15 protein-coding genes and 4 tRNA genes (1 of these 19 cut by a window edge) are annotated in these 16,857 nt (G+C 44.7%); 6 read left to right on the top strand and 13 right to left on the bottom strand.

The window, feature by feature from the left end; translation table 11 throughout:
* On the top strand, positions 1-814 hold the 3' portion of the coding sequence (locus HC660_RS01015; protein WP_010332796.1) for a SulP family inorganic anion transporter. It extends 620 nt beyond the left edge of the window; only the last 814 of its 1,434 coding nucleotides appear in the window; the start codon falls outside the window, past its left edge; it ends in the stop codon at positions 812-814.
* A 145-nt stretch (positions 815-959) separates the two neighbouring features.
* A complete protein-coding gene (locus HC660_RS01020; RefSeq protein WP_168749339.1) occupies positions 960-1,880 on the top strand; it encodes a bile acid:sodium symporter family protein in 921 nt (306 codons plus the stop codon).
* 10 nt (positions 1,881-1,890) lie between these two features.
* Here HC660_RS01020 and HC660_RS01025 read toward each other — a convergent pair whose 3' ends face one another.
* The 13 genes from HC660_RS01025 to HC660_RS01085 all read right to left on the bottom strand — a co-directional run bounded on the left by HC660_RS01025 (position 1,891) and on the right by HC660_RS01085 (position 16,340).
* Positions 1,891-2,643 carry an alpha/beta hydrolase gene (locus HC660_RS01025; RefSeq protein WP_168746790.1) on the bottom strand — a complete coding sequence of 251 codons (753 nt, stop codon included), beginning with the start codon at positions 2,641-2,643 and terminating at the stop codon, positions 1,891-1,893.
* Positions 2,640-3,650 carry an iron ABC transporter permease FeuC gene (gene feuC, locus HC660_RS01030; protein WP_168746791.1) on the bottom strand — a complete coding sequence of 337 codons (1,011 nt, stop codon included), beginning with the start codon at positions 3,648-3,650 and terminating at the stop codon, positions 2,640-2,642. The genes HC660_RS01025 and feuC overlap by 4 nt, the downstream gene beginning before the upstream one ends.
* Complete coding sequence (locus tag HC660_RS01035) at positions 3,643-4,647, bottom strand: FecCD family ABC transporter permease (RefSeq protein ID WP_168746792.1); 1,005 nt, start codon at positions 4,645-4,647, stop codon at positions 3,643-3,645. Before HC660_RS01035 ends, feuC begins: the two co-directional genes overlap by 8 nt.
* Positions 4,648-4,665: 18 nt before the next feature.
* Complete coding sequence (feuA, locus tag HC660_RS01040) at positions 4,666-5,619, bottom strand: iron ABC transporter substrate-binding protein FeuA (protein WP_168746793.1); 954 nt, start codon at positions 5,617-5,619, stop codon at positions 4,666-4,668.
* 90 nt (positions 5,620-5,709) lie between these two features.
* The gene (gene btr, locus HC660_RS01045) at positions 5,710-7,302 is read right to left on the bottom strand and encodes a bacillibactin transport transcriptional regulator Btr (protein WP_168749340.1); all 1,593 of its coding nucleotides are present in this window, start codon (positions 7,300-7,302) and stop codon (positions 5,710-5,712) included.
* A 201-nt stretch (positions 7,303-7,503) separates the two neighbouring features.
* Positions 7,504-8,748, bottom strand: coding sequence for an exo-beta-N-acetylmuramidase NamZ family protein (locus HC660_RS01050; RefSeq protein ID WP_168746794.1), 1,245 nt, complete (start codon positions 8,746-8,748; stop codon positions 7,504-7,506).
* Between the two features lie 13 nt (positions 8,749-8,761).
* Positions 8,762-10,690: a glycoside hydrolase family 3 protein gene (locus tag HC660_RS01055; protein WP_168746795.1), complete on the bottom strand. Its 1,929-nt coding sequence runs from the start codon at positions 10,688-10,690 to the stop codon at positions 8,762-8,764.
* A gap of 22 nt (positions 10,691-10,712) precedes the next feature.
* Positions 10,713-12,050, bottom strand: coding sequence for a penicillin binding protein PBP4B (gene pbp4b, locus HC660_RS01060; protein WP_168746796.1), 1,338 nt, complete (start codon positions 12,048-12,050; stop codon positions 10,713-10,715).
* 54 nt (positions 12,051-12,104) lie between these two features.
* Positions 12,105-13,472 carry a PTS transporter subunit EIIC gene (locus tag HC660_RS01065; protein WP_168746797.1) on the bottom strand — a complete coding sequence of 456 codons (1,368 nt, stop codon included), beginning with the start codon at positions 13,470-13,472 and terminating at the stop codon, positions 12,105-12,107.
* Positions 13,473-13,497: 25 nt separating this feature from the next.
* Complete coding sequence (locus HC660_RS01070) at positions 13,498-14,349, bottom strand: MurR/RpiR family transcriptional regulator (protein WP_168746798.1); 852 nt, start codon at positions 14,347-14,349, stop codon at positions 13,498-13,500.
* Positions 14,350-14,364: 15 nt separating this feature from the next.
* A complete protein-coding gene (murQ, locus tag HC660_RS01075) occupies positions 14,365-15,279 on the bottom strand; it encodes an N-acetylmuramic acid 6-phosphate etherase (RefSeq protein WP_168746799.1) in 915 nt (304 codons plus the stop codon).
* A 111-nt stretch (positions 15,280-15,390) separates the two neighbouring features.
* Positions 15,391-15,873 (bottom strand): GNAT family N-acetyltransferase, encoded by a 483-nt coding sequence (locus tag HC660_RS01080; RefSeq protein WP_168746800.1) that lies wholly within the window; start codon positions 15,871-15,873, stop codon positions 15,391-15,393.
* Positions 15,874-15,884: 11 nt separating this feature from the next.
* On the bottom strand, positions 15,885-16,340 hold the full coding sequence (locus HC660_RS01085) for a 2-thiouracil desulfurase family protein (protein WP_168746801.1): 456 nt from the start codon (positions 16,338-16,340) through the stop codon (positions 15,885-15,887).
* Positions 16,341-16,521: 181 nt separating this feature from the next.
* Here HC660_RS01085 and HC660_RS01090 point away from each other — a divergent pair.
* The 4 genes from HC660_RS01090 to HC660_RS01105 all read left to right on the top strand — a co-directional run bounded on the left by HC660_RS01090 (position 16,522) and on the right by HC660_RS01105 (position 16,856).
* Positions 16,522-16,596: transfer RNA gene (locus HC660_RS01090), tRNA-Glu, on the top strand.
* A gap of 3 nt (positions 16,597-16,599) precedes the next feature.
* Positions 16,600-16,675: transfer RNA gene (locus HC660_RS01095), tRNA-Val, on the top strand.
* Between the two features lie 4 nt (positions 16,676-16,679).
* Positions 16,680-16,752, top strand: a tRNA-Thr gene (locus tag HC660_RS01100).
* Between the two features lie 19 nt (positions 16,753-16,771).
* A tRNA-Tyr gene (locus HC660_RS01105) sits at positions 16,772-16,856 on the top strand.
* Position 16,857: the final 1 nt, after the last annotated feature.

Here is a 16,857-nt window from a genome sequence, read left to right on the forward strand (position 1 = left end):
TCCCGATGTTCCGTTTACCTTCGAAACGCTTAAAATCATTTTTCCTTATTCCATTGCTCTGGCGTTTGTCGGTTTGCTTGAGTCTTTGCTGACTGCACAGATTATTGATGAAATGACGGATACAGACAGTGATAAAAATAAAGAGAGCCGCGGACAGGGAATCGCAAATATCGTCACTGGATTTTTTGGCGGTATGGCGGGCTGCGCTATGATCGGACAATCTGTTATTAATACAAAAGCGGGCGGCCGCGGGCGGTTATCAGCCTTTATTGCCGGTGCTTTTCTTATGTTTTTAATTGCCGTTTTGAGTCAGGTTGTTGTAAAAATTCCGATGGCTGCGTTAGTGGCTGTTATGGTTATGGTGTCTGTCGGCACATTTGATTGGTCTTCTTTAAAAGGCTTGAAAAAAGCGCCGATCACAGATTCAATTGTAATGGTTGTGACGGTGATTACGGTTGTCGTGACGGATGACTTATCGAAAGGCGTATTCGTCGGTGTTCTGTTAAGTGCCGTTTTCTTTGTAGCCAAAATCTCGAAGCTGAAAATCGTTTCTCATGCAGAAGATCAAAAGCTGAGAACGTATCAAGTCAAGGGACAGATCTTTTTTGCGTCAGTGACTGATCTTACAAATGCGTTTATCTTTGATGAGGATATTGAACGAGTTGTCATTGACTTGACCGATGCTCACGTATGGGATGATTCAGGAGCGGCTGCGCTTGATAAGATTGTCGCAAAGTTTAAAGAGCAAGGAATTGAAGCTGAGTTAAAAGGGCTGAACAATGCAAGTAAAGCCCTTATGAAACAAATGGCATAAAAGTGTGAAAGTCCAGATTGATGAGATCTGGGCTTTTTTATATAACATATGGTTGAACTGCATTGATATAATAGAGAGAAAGAAATTTTTAATAGGGGACTTGTATATGATGCTTCAGAAGCTGAACCGTGTATTGGGGAAAGTCATGCCGCTTTTGACACCGACTAGTGTTGTGCTTGGCGTCCTGCTGTCTCAGTTTTTAAATGGATATGAAAGCGCGGTGCCATGGATATTTGCGTTTATTACGTTTGCGGGCAGCTTGAGTGCGAACTTTCAATCTTTGAGACACGCCTTGGCGCACCCTCTTCCTATGATTCTTGCATTATTTGTTCTTCATATATTTATGCCGCTTTTCGCCTGGGGCAGCGGACATCTCATATTTCATGGCGATCCATTAACGATCACCGGTTTGACATTAGCTGTTGTCATTCCTACAGGGATTACGAGCTTGATTTGGGCTGCAATGTACAAAGGGAATGTCGGTTTGACGCTTTCTATCATATTGATTGATACCGTGCTGTCGCCGTTAATCGTTCCGCTGAGTCTTTCTGTGCTGGCCGGTGCCCAGGTTCATATGGATGTCTGGGGAATGATGAAGGGTCTGATTGTGATGGTGGTGATTCCTTCATTCCTGGGCATGCTGTTTAATCAGATGTCATCTCCAGAAAGAACCGCAGCGTTGAGCAGTACGCTATCTCCCTTTTCAAAGCTGTGCCTGATGGCCGTGATTGCGATTAACAGCTCTGTGATAGCTCCTTATTTCAAAGCGATTGATTTACGATTTTTAGGGATTGCTGTTACTGTTTTTTGTATCGCGTTAACCGGGTATGCTGCCGCGTGGCTTATCGGAAAAATGATGAAAAGGCGGCAGGAGGAAATTGTCTCTCTTATTTTTACGGGTGGCATGAGGAATATCAGTGCCGGCGCTGTTCTTGCCGTCACTTTCTTTCCGTCCCAGGTAGCCGTTCCGGTTGTGATTGGCATGCTGTTTCAGCAAATCCTGGCTGCTTTGTTCGGCTATATGCTGAACCGATTCGAATTAAAACCCGTCTTGCAGAAGGCATGAAAAAAACCGCTCATATGATAGAGCGGTTTTTTCCGTATAGCCATTCAAGGGCATTGATAAATTGTTTACAGAAATACTTGCGGTGGTGCACCGCCCCTTTCTCAATGACGAGACACAGCTGATCTTGAGTGAACCCTTTTTCTTTTAGGCTCTCGTATACATATTTTGTTTTTTGCAGCATCGTCTGCTGAATCGATTGTTTTCCAGCGCCTTCTTCACTGCCGACAGACATATAAATACGCGTTGAACCGGGCCTTACAGCGGCAGTATCTATGGTTTCTGCTGCGTTCTCGTACCAGTATGAACTTGAAAGAGATCCTATATTTCCAAATAATGATGGATGTCTCAGAAAGGCGAACATCGAGATGAGGCCGCCTAATGAGGCGCCGATTATACCTCTGGATTGTGCTCTTCTGGAGACATTCCAATTTTCTTCCACAAACGGAATGAGCCGGTTTGTTATTTCAGATAGATAGTCAGACCCCTTACCGCCGAAGTCTGGAAACTGATCACTGAGTGATGCGGCGGGCCAAGGAGTGTACTCGTCAATTCGATTTTTAGGCTCTATACCGATCAGCACGAGCTCAGGCACCCGGTTTTGATGGAACCTGCTTTCTATCAGTTCTAGTTGATTTTGAAACAAAGAACCGCCATCCTGTACGTAAACAGAAGGAAATGCCCTGCTGTCCGTACTGTAGGAAGGAGGGAGATACAGCTTGAACATTCTGTCGCCCGCCTTATGCTCTGATAAAGATCCGTTCAAACGTTCTCCCCCTTTTTTTGCTTGAAAAGCAGGTATAAGAAATACGGAACACCGAGTATCGCCAAAATAATGCCGGCTGGCACTTCTGCCGGCTGAAAAAACAGTTTCCCGGCAAAATCCGCACTCAATACAAGCAGCATGCCGATCAAGCCGCTCAAAGGCAAAATATAGCGGTGTTCGATACCGGCCAATCTCCGGGAAATATGGGGCGCGATTAAGCCGACAAATGCCATGCTTCCCGCCACAGAGACACAGGCGCTGATGATGGCGACACAGGCGACGAGCAGAATGGTTTTTTCTTTATTTGATGAAATGCCAAGGCTTCTAACCGTGTCTTCGTCAAAGCGGATGGTATCAAGCAAACGAGACTTGGCCAAAAGAATAGGAATAAACAGCAGCATCCACGGAAGAACAGCTGTGATATATGTCCAGTTTGCCGACCAGATGCTTCCGTTTTTCCATACCATGGCCATTTCATAATCTTGCGGGTCCATTTTTAAGGATAAAAACAAAGACAAGGCGCTGAAGCCCGAATTAATCGCGATTCCTACCAGAATAATTCTGCCTGAATCTAAATTGCCTCTGTTCCAAGCGAATATGTAAATCATGACTGCAGCAGCCAGTCCGCCGATCAGGCCGAAAAACGGCATTCCCATCGCCGCGACGATTGAGGTTACTTCCTTCTGGCCTTGGAACAACAGCATAAACGCCACAATGCCTGCCCCTGCTCCGGCATTGATTCCCAATATTCCCGGGTCTGCAAGGCCGTTTCGTGTGATGGCCTGAATGACAGCTCCTGCTATGCCAAGTCCGAGTCCGATAATGGCTGCCATGACAATCCGCGGAAGTCTTAAGTCAAACAGCAAAACTTCATACTGCGGATTGGGATTGATCTGAAAAAGAGTGGAGAGCAGCTCTGTCGGACGAACAGAAAATGATCCGCTGGTCATGCTGAAATAGCTGACAAGGAGAATCAATATGATTAACACTGCATATTTTTTAGCCATTTTGCTCTCCTCCTTTTCGTTTGATCAAATAAAGGAAGAAAGGAACGCCGATAATAGAAGTCACAACCTCAATCGGTGTTTCAAATGGGTAATTGATAAATCTGCTGGCGAGATCGCACAGTGTTAAAAAGATTCCGCCCAAGATGCAGGAACAAGGAATCAGTCTGTTATAATCCGAGCCGACGAGAAATCTCGTGATATGCGGAACGACTAAACCGACAAACGCAATTTTTCCGGCAAGCGCTACGGCACTTCCGGTTAAAATGATGACAGAGAGCATTGCCATGATTTTGATCGTTTTTTTCTTTTGGCCCAAACTCTTAGAAATATCGTCGCCTAGTGAAACAGCGGTCACCTTTTTGCTGAGAGAGACAGCTATGACGATACCAGCAAGAAAAAATGGAACGGCTAGCTTCAGAAATTCGGGGCTCATTTGATGAAGTCTGGCGCTGTACCAGAAACTCAAATCCTGTGAAATTTGAAAATAGATCGATATGGCAGCTGCTAAACTATTTAGCAGCATGCTTGTGACAGTGCCAATGATGGCTAGCTGTACAGGCGTAAACCCGTTAGGCAGCATTGTTGCCAGACCGAATACCAATGCAGCTCCAAATGCGGAGCCGATAAAAGAGTAAATGATCATTTCAAGCGAAGATGATTGCGGAAGCAGAACCATACAAAGCGTGATGATAAACGCGGAACCATCTGAAACACCCATAATTGAGGGCGATGCCAAATAATTGCGTGTGATGCCTTGCATGAGCGCTCCAGATACAGCAAGGGCTGCCCCAATGAGCAGAGCGCCGGCAGCCCTTGGAATCCGGGAGTGCCATATGATTTGATGGTCTGTGTTTCCCGGATCAAAATGAAAAAGTGATGCAAAGACCATATCAGCATTAAGCTGCTTTGCGCCATAGAGGACGGAAAGCAGCAATGATAATGCAATAGCAAATGGAGAAGTAATCAAAATGATACGTGTCCACTGTTTTGAATACATACAAAAACCTACTCTAATTTAGTCTTGTGTTAATTTTTCAGATGCCGCTTTCAGGAAGCGGACTTTGCTCCAAGCCGTACCGCCTTGTGCGAGAGGATCAACTGAATTGACGTACACATGATCTTCTTTGACTGCTGTGAGGCTTTTCCAGATTGGATTTTTCTCTAAATCTTTTAATGCATCAGGTTTATCCGCATTTTCATCATCAGAAAATTGGACGAAAATGTGGTCAGGGTTCATTTCACTGAGTTTTTCTAATGAAATCAGCTCTTGCGCTTTTGCGGCTTTGACTTCATTCGGCGCTTTAAGGCCTAAGTCGCCATAAAGAGTTGAGTTGAAGTACACTTGTTCAGGATAAATGTAAATATTTCCTTGTCTGATTCTGATGACAAGCGCTTTTGAATTTTTTGCTTGTTTATCAATTTTCGTTTTTGTTTCTTTTAGATCCTGTTCATAGTCGGCAATGATTTTTTTGGCTTTTTTCTCTTTTCCGGTCAGCTGGGCAAGCAGCATCATGTTTTCCTTCCAGTTTGATGAGATGTGAGAAACCGGAATGGTCGTGCCGGCCGTGCTTATTTTTTGCAGGGTTTTTTCAGGGAACTTTGTAGATGCCAAGATCACATCTGGCTGCATCTCAAGAATTTTTTCAATGTTTGGTTCCATTTTTTCCCCTGTAGGTGTTGCTTTATCAGTGATGTCCTTAAACATTTCAGGGAATTTTCCTGAAAATGAGATTGCACCCTGCGGATGAACGTCAAGCAGTTTAGCGTCTTCCATGGATTCAACGCTACCCGTAATGGCAATCTTATCTGTTGGTACGTTTACTTCGTACGTTTTATCCAAATACTCGATTTTCTTTTTCTCGGACTTTGTGCCGCTCGCTTTGCTGGCAGAGGATTCTTCCTTGCTGCCGCAAGCTGTCGCCGTCAGGGCGAGAAGCAAGATTAATAAGGTAAGAGATAGCTTTTTCATCTATAGTGCCTCCTGTTCAATTGATAACTATTATCAATTGGAATTATAGAGAATGAACAGACATAACGCCATGGACAAATTCCATATTTATCATGGACTATCGCCGGATAGCATAGCAATGGTTTGCTGAACAATCCGCTCGTGCCCGCAAGCAGAGTATTCATTCCATGGGTCTGAAGAGAGGTGATACACACGTCCGTTCCGCACTGCGCTTAGGTTTTGCCATATTTCTGACTGTTTTAATTGCTGATAATAGGCAATGGTTTCCGGCTCTTTAAAAAGAAAGAGCATGATACAGTCAGCTTGGCAATTTGTGATGTCTTCTAATGAAATCGCTTGTTCTGAAGGCGTGTCAGCCAGATTAGCCGATTTGAATTCTAAATCTTCAAAGAAGACTTCGCGGACGCTGCGATTATGTGCCATATAAAAGCTCTGCTTGTGCAGACGAAGAAAGAGAAAGCGAAACTCTTGAGCGTGCAGCAATGTCTTTTTAGCGGCAGCTGTCTGCTTGTCATAGGCTGCGAGCCACTTTTCAGCTTCCGATTCTTCATTTAAAAACGAGGCGGTTTGCAGAAAGTGAGCTCTCCAGTTTTCTTCTGAAGGAAGGTAACATACTTCTGCAATGCTGTTCAGGTGCTTTTGTTCTTCTGAAGAGACAGAATCCATGCTGAAAATGATATCGGGTTTAGCTTGGGACAAGGTACGCAGGTTTTCCTCCCATTTTTCATTAAACCGGTATGCGTTGAGCTGAACTGGAATATCTGCTGAGTAATGCTGATAATAGTAAGCCGTCCACTTTGGATGGAGTGCGGCTGCAAACGGTATATGATGGAGAGGAATGAGCTGCCCCATTGTTCCCTTTCCATAGGCTGCTATTTTTTTCCGGCGTTTTTTCATATAGCTTGTTGGAGAACAGCCTGTGTGTTTTTTAAAGATTCTGCTGAAATAAAATTCATCTTGATAGCCGGTTTGATGGGCGATTTCCTTCAGTTTACAGTTGGATCTTGCCATGAGCCGCTTCGCTCGAGTGATTCGCGTTTTTGTGATAAATTCTGTTACGCTCTGACCTGTCCACTTTTTAAAGGTTTCGCTGTAATGCTTGGGGCTGATTCCCGCCATTTGTGAGAGCTGGCCTAGTGTAATTTTTCTATCGGCATGAGTTTCGATATATTGTTTTGTTTTTTCGAGCGCTGTCTGTGTATCGCTTTGATCAGAGACATTGGCTGTGAAGAGGTCATAAATCAGGCTCTGAACCTCAATCACACATTTCAATTGAGAAAGCTGTGATGAATCTGTCCATATTTCAGCAAGTTCTTGAAGCCGGGCTGAAATGTTTTCGATATGTGAAACATTCACAAGATTTAGACTGGATAAATCAGTTTCAGTGCATGGTTTTAAGAGATCTTGCTGGGTTTCCGCTGTATAGCAGTGAAGCCTGATCAGACAAACATCTATATTTCTCTCTTCTGCTGGTGTAATACCGAATGTCTCATGAGGCGGACAAACATACAGTGTCTTTTTTTGGAGAGGCGCGGTTCTCGTTCCGATAGAAATATGTCCATCTCCTTTTAAATGAAAGATCAGCACGAATGAGTCAACCAACTGCTGTTCTGAGAAGAGATCACTCGTTTTCTTCATATATTCAATTTGTACAGGATGATAAATCATCATTGAGTTTTGCAAGGAGAAGACCACCTTTTCAGAAACGCTCGCTTAATTGATAATCATTTTCAATAAGATTGTACCAAATAAATGAAAGTTTTCCTATATAAAGCGTGTTGTTTTTGTATATAAAAACCCTTGCCGCAAGAGCGGGCAAGGGAAAATGATCAAGCTTTTGTTGGGTAAGAGAATGTTACACGTGTAACATACCCTTCTTACGTCTTAATAAATGAGATATTGTTTTCTTGTTTTATTGAATTGATTCAGCTGTTTTTGATAGGTGTCAATGATTTCATCAATTGAAGCACCGTTCACGATTTTCGTTCGAATCCAGCCGTTGCCAGCCAATTTATCAAATGAGCCAGACGTTAGGAACTTAAAATCATCAGGATAGAGGTCATGTATCATTTTAATAAGCGACAGTCCTGTTTTAACAGCTTCAAATTTCTCTCTGTCCGTAATAAAGAGCTGCACACCGTGGCAAAGTGTTCCTTGATGTTTAGAGAACGTCGGAGTAAAGGAGGCAGCTCTGAATGTAACGCCAGGCAGATCAAGACTGTTCATTTTTTCAGCAAGCTCAGTGCTTTTGATAAAGGGAGCTCCGATCAACTCGAATGGTTTAGTCGTTCCCCGCCCTTCAGATACATTTGTTCCTTCAATTAACCCTGTTGCAGGGTACACAAATGTGCTCTCTGCGGTTGGCATGTTAGGCGACGGGAGAACGAATGGCAGTCTGGTTTCATCAAAGTCCATAGAGCGTTTCCAGTGCTTCATTTTCACGACTGACACATCAGCACCAATATTAAATTCCTTGTTGAATAGTAAAGCCAATTCTCCAATGGTCATCCCGTGCTTTAATGGAATGGGATAGAGTCCGACAAAGGATGCGTACTCGGGCTCCAGCACTGGTCCTTCAACCTTTTTTCCGCCTTGGGGGTTCGGACGGTCCAGCACGATAAAAGGAATTCCGTTTTCTTTCGCGGCTTCCATTGCATAGGCCATTGTATAAATGTACGTATAGTAACGAGTCCCGACGTCCTGGATGTCAAATATAAGAACATCGACATGTTTCAGCATATCAGGAGTGGGTTTTTTCGTTTTTCCGTAAAGGCTGTATACGGGAACCCCGGTTTTTTCGTCAATGTAAGAGCCTACTTCGTCTCCTGCCTGAGCGTCGCCGCGAACGCCGTGCTCAGGCCCGAATAAAGCTGTCAGCTGAATATCGGGGGCTTCGTAAAGAATATCTACGCTGCTTTTAAGGGAAGCACTCACACCTGTTGGGTTGGTAATCAGTCCGACTCTTTTTCCCTTTAGCTGCTTTTTGTGTTGGGACAAGAGGATATCAATGCCGGTCTGGACTTTAGGTTTTTTTGCTGTTTGTTTTGCCGATTCAGGTGTAGCAGTGGCAGCCGTCATTGTTCCGAACATCATAAGCCCTGCGAGTAGAACCAATACCGTTTTTTTCATATGTTCCTCCTTATTAAAGCGGTTTTCCCGTTTTGATGTTTACTCCATAGCCATATGGATAAAGGATGTCTCCTGGTTTTGTGACGGATGGAATGTCGACTGGCAGCGTGCCCATTGGCTTTGATTGTCCGAAGATCGCTTTGACCCCGGCCGGAATATTCGGCTGAAGATAACGGCCGTTTGCATATCCTTTAAAACCATAGACGGCAATCAAGGCTCTGGCTTCTTCGAAATTGGCGGCATCATAAGGATTCCGCAGACTCATTAAGACAAATTGCTTTTTGTGCTGCAGTGCGGCATTCATGACAGCTCTCGGAAAAGCGGTGGCCCATTTGTTCGAATCTGTTACCGTGTCGTCGATGACACCGTCGTTGACGACAGGGTCATTTTTTACAACGTAAGAGCCTGTAATGATATAATCAGCTTCTTTTACTTGTTTTTCATACTCAGCATTAAATACCTTTTCTGCAAAGTTGATTTTGTTAAGAGAAACAGAATTGATTTTTTTTCTCTGCATTAAATCGTGAATGGTTTTTTCAATGGATGCTGATTGTTCCTCGTAAGGTGCGGCAATTAAGATTCGGCTGCCTTTTTTGGGTTTGAACGGCAAGGTATGCTGATCATTTTTTAATACTGTCACTGCCTTTTCAGCAATTTTTTGCTCTGTCTTCGTATGGTGTTTGCTTCCCACTGTTTTGAGCGCTTTCTTCACCTTTTTATCTATACTGCTGTCATTCTGAGCGGGGTAAATACCGCGTTTTATTTTCAGGGAAATGATTCTTTCCACCGATTTGTTGATTTGCTGTAAGGGAATGTCTCCTTTCTCGAGAGCTTCTTTTAAGGAGTCAATTATGCTTGCAAATTTATGTTCATTTTTCAGAGATGTAACTGAGGCAGGCATTAACGCAATATCAACACCGGCCTTTATGGCCATGACGACCGCCTCTTCCTGGCCGAAATGATCTGCTATGGCTTTCATATTGAGAGCATCAGTGACGATTACACCGCCAAACCCCATTTCCTCCCGAAGCAGCCCGGTCATTACTTTCTTTGAAAGTGTAGCGGGAACCATAATATCTGATCCGTCAAGCTTGCTTTTATATGTGGTGTCGTCAAAGGCTGGAAATTGAACATGAGCCGTCATCACCATGTCTGCTCCTGCATCAATCGCTTTTTGAAAAGGATAGAGTTCAACCTCACGAAGCCGTTCCTGGCTATGAGAAACGAGCGGCAGTCCATAATGGCTGTCAACGTCAGTGTCGCCATGTCCCGGGAAATGCTTAAGAGCAGAGGCGATATGTTGCCGTTGCAACCCTTTCATAGAATATAGACCGAGTCGTGCTGTCAGTTCACGATCAGAACCGAATGATCTTACACCGATCACAGGATTATCAGGGTTATTATTAATATCTAAGACTGGGCTGAAATCTGCATTGAGGCCTAAGACAGAAAGCTCTTTTCCAATCATGCTGCCTGTCTGATATGCATTGATTCTGCTTCTTGTTGCGCCAAGCGCCATATTGCCTGGGAAATGAGTGCCCTCCCCTAATCTCGTCACGATCCCGCCTTCTTGATCAATGCTGAGTAAGAGCGGAATCTTAGGGCCGGCCTTTTGATATGCGTCTGTCAGCCGTACCGTTTGCTCAGTTGTTTTTACATTTTCTGCAAATAGTATGACGCCGCCGAATTGATATTTCTTGATGAGGCCAGCGACTTCCTCATTCATTTCTGTGAAGGCTTTCGGAGAAGACTCACCTTCCTTTTGCCAGTTTCTGAAATCCGGCATCAGCATCTGGCCAAGTTTTTCATCTAACGTCATATGATCAACGATCTGTTTGGCGTCAGCTGAGCCGCGGGGTTTCGCTTTAGCTGTCTGATTGACGCCGAGAACACATGAAAGAAAAAGGACGGTGGAAAGGATCAGCGAAATGACAGGTTTCATTACAACTTCCTCCTATCGTCAATTATTTCATTGCTTCATAAATCGCGGTGATGACGCTTCCGTACCTGCCTGTTGAAAATTGATCACCCTCAAACACGTTAGGATTTTCCGCTGGATCAGCGACTGGTGAATGCTTTTTATTTGTTAACAAAGCAATGCCTAAATTGTATGCCGGATCAATGATGGTAACCGTTCCTGTCCAGCCAGTATGTCCGTACGCATTTTTGCTTGCATAAGGGCCAAACATCCATTCCATGCTTTTACTTCCGTTTCGCCGCCATCCAAGGCCGAATGTCGGATCTGTTGCTGATGGCGCCGTAAATAGGTCAGCTGTTTTCTGATTGAATAATGAAACGTTACGGTACGTTCCTTTGTTTAACATGACTTGAAGCAGAATCGCCATATCATCAGCGTTTGAAAACAGTCCGGCGTGGCCTGAAACGCCTTCCATCGAATAGAATGCTTTTTCGTCATGTACTTCTCCTTGCAGCGTGTCTGTGCGGATATGAGGAAAATGGATAACACCGTCTCGTGTATTGCCCATACGTTCAGTGGCTGCAAACTGTTTTGCTGTAAAGCCCTTTTGCAGCGGATTGTACAATGTATGCTTCAGCCCTAGCGGTTTGTAGAGCTCTTGTTCCGTATAGACATCAAGCGGTTTGCCGGTGAGTTTTTCGACAATACAGCCGAGAAGCATGTATCCAATGTCACTGTATACGTGTTTTGTTCCTGTTTCATAATCCAGCGGGATTTTCATCAAGTATTCAATGGTTTTCTCCCGCTCCTGCGAATAATACATGCCGGCTTTTTCTGGGTTATAAAAGTAGAAACTGGATGGCAGCCCAGATTGGTGCTGCAGGACATCAATGACACGAATGTTATCTTTTCCTTTGATGCGATCTGTAGGCTGATCCTTGAAATCAGGTAAATAAGCGGATACCTTTTTATAAACGTTGAGTTTGCCTTGGCTGACTAAGCGCTGTAAAGCAAAATTGGTCGCATACATTTTTGTATTTGATGCCAAGTCAAACATCGTGCGGGTTTTCATTTTTGCCGGACGGCGCAAGAGTTCAGCCCCGTCGTATTTTTTACTGTAGCCGTATGCTTCTTTTTTGATCATACGGCCGTCCTTCACGACGACTAGAACGGCGCCGGGGAATCCTGCTGCAATGTCCCGTTCAATCATCTGATCAACCTTCCTTAGTTTCTTCGACGAAAACTGTGCAGTTTCTGGATTTATTGTTTTCGGCTTAACCTGGTTGTCTGCTTGATGAAGGGCGGTGTGTGCGAAGGCTTCGTTCGGCGTCAGAATGGACACGGTTAAAATAGCGCTGAGTAATGCTAATGTCTTCGTTCTCACAAGCTTGCTCCTTTCCGTGTTTCTATGCCGTTACTATCCCTAAATTGTCATCATTTAATCGAACTGGGCAGCCATTTCATCTTTATATCCGAAAGCGTAGGTCAATAAAAAGCCTGCCGCATAGGAAATAAAGAGACCAATGATATATAAGATGATTTGTGAAGGCAGAACCAGAAAGGAGAGCGGCAATCCGGAGACGCCGAGTGCAATTGTGGCTACCTGAAAATAAGCTTGAAAAGCTCCGCCGATCCCCGCCCCTAAACATGCTGTCAAAAACGGACGGCCAAGCGGCAGCGTTACACCGAATATAAGCGGTTCACCGATGCCGAGCAGTCCTGAAGGAAGACCTCCTGTTATCGCTTTTCTCAGCGTTTTTTTCTTTGTTTTAACGAAGATGGCGAAGGCTGCGCCCACTTGTCCCGCGCCTCCCATGGCAAGGATAGGGAGAAGCGGGTCATCACCGATGGAATTGATGAGTTCCATGTGCACCGGCGTCAGGCCTTGATGTAGCCCCGTTACAACGAGAGGCAGGAAGGTCGCGCCCAGAATAAAGCCTGCAGCGATTCCGCCGATGTCTAAGATGGACAGAAGACCGGATGTGATGACATCTGAAATGAAACCGCCTAAAGGCATGAAAACGACATACGTCAATATTCCAGTGATCAAAAGTGAAACTGTTGGCGTTACGATAATATCGAGTGATTGAGGAATAAAGCGGCGGACGAATTGTTCGGTGTAAGCAATGAATATAGCTGCGAATAGAACGCCGATGAGGCCTCCCCTGCCGGGAAGAAGCTGTTCTCCGAATAAACTGATCTTTGCGATTTCCGGGTTAATGATCAGAATCCCTGCCAGAGCGCCGAGAGCGGGCGTTCCGCCAAATTCTTTTGACGCGTTAATGCCGACGAGAATACCGAGATAAGTGAACAGGCCTGATCCGATGACTGTCAATACAATTGCTGTTTGTGATTCTGCAGAGAGCCAGCCGGCTTGGGTTACCGCTTTGGTAATCCCTGTAATTAAGCCTGAAGCGACGAGTGCGGGAATGAGAGGTATGAAGATGCTGGCTATTTTTCGTAAAAAAAGCTTAAACGGGGTCGCGTTTTTGCGATTGATCTCGGTTTTCTTTTTGGCGGCGGTTTCTTTTAGATTGAAATCTTCTTCTGATGATACCAGCTTCGAAAAAACGGCGGTGACATGATTAACGACACCAGTGCCGAGAATAATTTGCAGGGTTTCAGCTTCGACGACTCCAAGGACGCCATCAAGCTCTCTTAACGCCTTACTATCCGTTTTGCTGACATCGTAAGGCGTAATGCGCAAGCGGGTCATGCAATGCGTATAGGAAGAAATATTGGATTTCCCCCCGCATAGCTCAAGGATTTTTTCCGCCAGAATATTGTATTGTTTTTCTTTGCTCATACAAACCCCTCCCTTTCAAGATGCCTTATGTCTTTCTCATAGATTTGATTGCTTCTCTCGTTTTATCAATGTAGCTGACCGTTTCTTCATACTGCTCGGCCGCCATGCTTAAAAACAAAACATCAATCATAAAGAGCTGGGCGAGACGAGAGGAAGTCGCTGCGCTTCGAATCAGGGCCTCGTTGGAATGGGCTGTATATAATGAAACGTCGGCTAATACGGAGACGGAAGTTTGACTATATTGTGTGAGGCTGATGATTGTGACGCCTTTTTTCTTTGCCATCGAAAGCAGCTCGATGATTTCCTGTGTTTCACCTGAAAACGAAATGGCAAATACAATGTCTTTTTTATCTGCATTTGCGATTAAAGATGCCACGAGATGAGTGTCCGTGAAAGCAGTCGCCTGTTTATGAATTCTAAGCCATTTTTGCTGGGCGTCCTTGGCGACAATGCCCGAGGCGCCCAGGCCTATGAAATGTACAGTGTTCGCTTGAAGCAGCAGAGAAACAGCGCGCTCAAGCTCTTGATAATCCACGAGATCTGAGGTGTCTTGAATTGCTTGAATGGCATTGCCTGCTGCTTTTTCAGAGATAGAAGGCAGTGATTCATGAGGGGCGATGTCCCGGTAGCCTTGAACAGCAGGTTTTGCCAGATCACCCGCTACCCTCATTTTTAAATCCTGAAATCCTTTTAGTCCCAGTGACTTGCAGAGCCTGATGACGGCAGCGTCACTTGAATTAGCTAAGGCGCTGATTTCGCTGACTGTGCTTTCTATCGCTTTGTGGGGATGGGCTAATATGTAGTCTGCAAGTTTACGCTCTGATTGTGGCAGCTTGTGTTTCATCGATTGAATAATAGCTAAACCGCCTGTCGCCATTACTGTCTCTCCTTATCATGAATGGTAGTTTTCAATTGCTTTGTCTATAAAACCGTTCGCTTCATCAAGCAATGTCTTCGCTTTGTCTTGATCTGTGCTGGTTTTGAGCATAACGATTGCTGTTTTGACATGAAGATTCGCCTGTTCAAGTGTGTATTGCGCTTTCTCATAAGAAACGTCTGTGAGGCTTTGGATGATGCTGATGGCGCGTTCTTTTAATTTTTTGTTGCTGACATTGACATCCACCATCAAGTTTTCGTAGACCTTGCCGATTTTGACCATTACAGCGGTGGATATCATGTTTAGAATCATTTTATGAGCGGTTGCGGCTTTCATACGTGTCGAGCCTGTAATGACTTCTGGTCCGACCACGACCTCAATGCTGTGATCAGCGTGTTTGCTGATGGTGGAGTGTCTGTTACAGGTAAGGGAGATGGTGTTTGCTCCGATTTTGCGGGCGTATTTCAGCGCACCCGCTGCATAAGGCGTACGGCCGCTTGCTGCAATCGCAATCACTGTATCGGCTGAGGTGAGATGGATGGATCGTAAATCCCCGGCCCCTGCTTCTTCATGATCTTCAATCCCCTCAGCCGCCTGCAAGAATGCGTTGGGACCGCCGGCCATTAATCCGATTACTTGATCAGGACTGACGCTGTAGGTCGGAGGACATTCAACTGCGTCCATCACACCGAGTCGGCCGCTAGTGCCTGCACCTGCGTAAATGAGCCGTCCGCCATTTTGAAAGGATTCATACGCGTATTCGACCGCTGCTTCGATATTGGGGAGGACATGCTGAACGGCGGCAGCGACTTTGATATCTTCATTGTTAATCATTTTTAAGATATCGAGGGTATTTGCTTTGTGTATTTCCATTGTTTGGCTATTGCGTGATTCCGTTGTAAGGCTGTGAAGATTCAATTGTTCTGACATGAGGATGCCCCCTGTATAAAAAATAAATATATCTCAATATTCAGTATATTCATTTCTGTTATGATATTTCAACTATCATTTTTAATTTTTGAAACTTTATTTCAAAAGAGGTTATAAAAAATAATGAAGTATCAGCTGTTCGCCGAGCGGCCCGATTTTTCGGCGTCCTTTATCAAGAAATCCAGTTTTTATATAAAGCTGCTTTGCACGGGTGTTTAGGTGATTGACGGCTAAAATGATTTCATCGCACCATGGGAAATACCCGTTAACAAAGGAGGGTAGCTGAAGCATGGCTTTTTTCGCATAGCCTTGTCCGTGGTGAGCGGAGTTTAATGATAAGGAACTGAGCAATAAAGCAAATGGATTGTTGGAATAGGGAGCAATGATTTCTTTTGACGTATGTAGAATGAAAAAGCCTATTGGCAGATCACCTTTTAAGATGACAACAGGATAGCGCTCCTGTATGCTTAGGGCCTGAGTCAGCACCTCTTTAGGGAGAGCGGTAAAGCGTTTGCCATCATTATGTAAAGTAAATGCGTAAAGCTCAGGTAAATGCTCAGGCTTATAGAAGGATAAAGAGATATCTTGCGTCATGATGAGCCTCCTTACAATATATCGTCTAGCTGGTTTTCAGAAATTACACGGTATCCCGCTTGTTTTAATAGGGCGGCGGTTACTCCGTTTCCAGCGATTTTTTTTCCTGAAAATGAGCCATTATAGATGAAATTGCTACCGCATGATGGGCTGTTTTCTTTCAATATGACGGCAGAGGCGTTAATTTTTTTTGCATAGGCCAATGTTTGGGCCGCGCCCTTCATATATAAATCTGTTACATCTTCTCCTGAAGACGTTATGATTTTCGCGCATCCATTAAGAACATCCTCACCAGTGCCTCCGATGATTTCTGCTGGTTCCCGGGGAGTGGAGAAGCCGCCGAGAAGTTCAGGGCAAGCCATCACTGCTTGTTTTTCTTCAATCAGTTTTCGAATTTTCTCTGATGCGGCATGCGAACCGTTGTATCTGCATTCAATGCCCCCGAGGCAAGAGCTGACTAGTATCATATTGGTTTCTCCTCTCTTGATTCGATCTATATCTATCTTAAGATAAATGATAAATGTTGGGAGGCTTTTTCAGTTAAAAAAGGGGTTAAAAAGTTTGAAAATAAAAAATTTAAATTTCCTCTTTACAAAAGGGGGGGAACCTGTATATAATAACTTTTGTCAGCTCGACGAGAACACAAACGGCCCGTTGGTCAAGCGGTTAAGACACCGCCCTTTCACGGCGGTAACACGGGTTCGAATCCCGTACGGGTCACCATTTGGAGGATTAGCTCAGCTGGGAGAGCATCTGCCTTACAAGCAGAGGGTCGGCGGTTCGAGCCCGTCATCCTCCACCATCTTGCCGGTGTAGCTCAATTGGTAGAGCAACTGACTTGTAATCAGTAGGTTGGGGGTTCAAGTCCTCTTGCCGGCACTGTTTTTCCTAAAAATATGGAGGGGTAGCGAAGTGGCTAAACGCGGCGGACTGTAAATCCGCTCCCTCAGGGTTCGGCAGTTCGAATCTGCCCCCCTCCACCAT

The organism is Bacillus mojavensis (genome assembly GCF_012648005.1).
Lineage (GTDB): Bacteria > Bacillota > Bacilli > Bacillales > Bacillaceae > Bacillus > Bacillus mojavensis.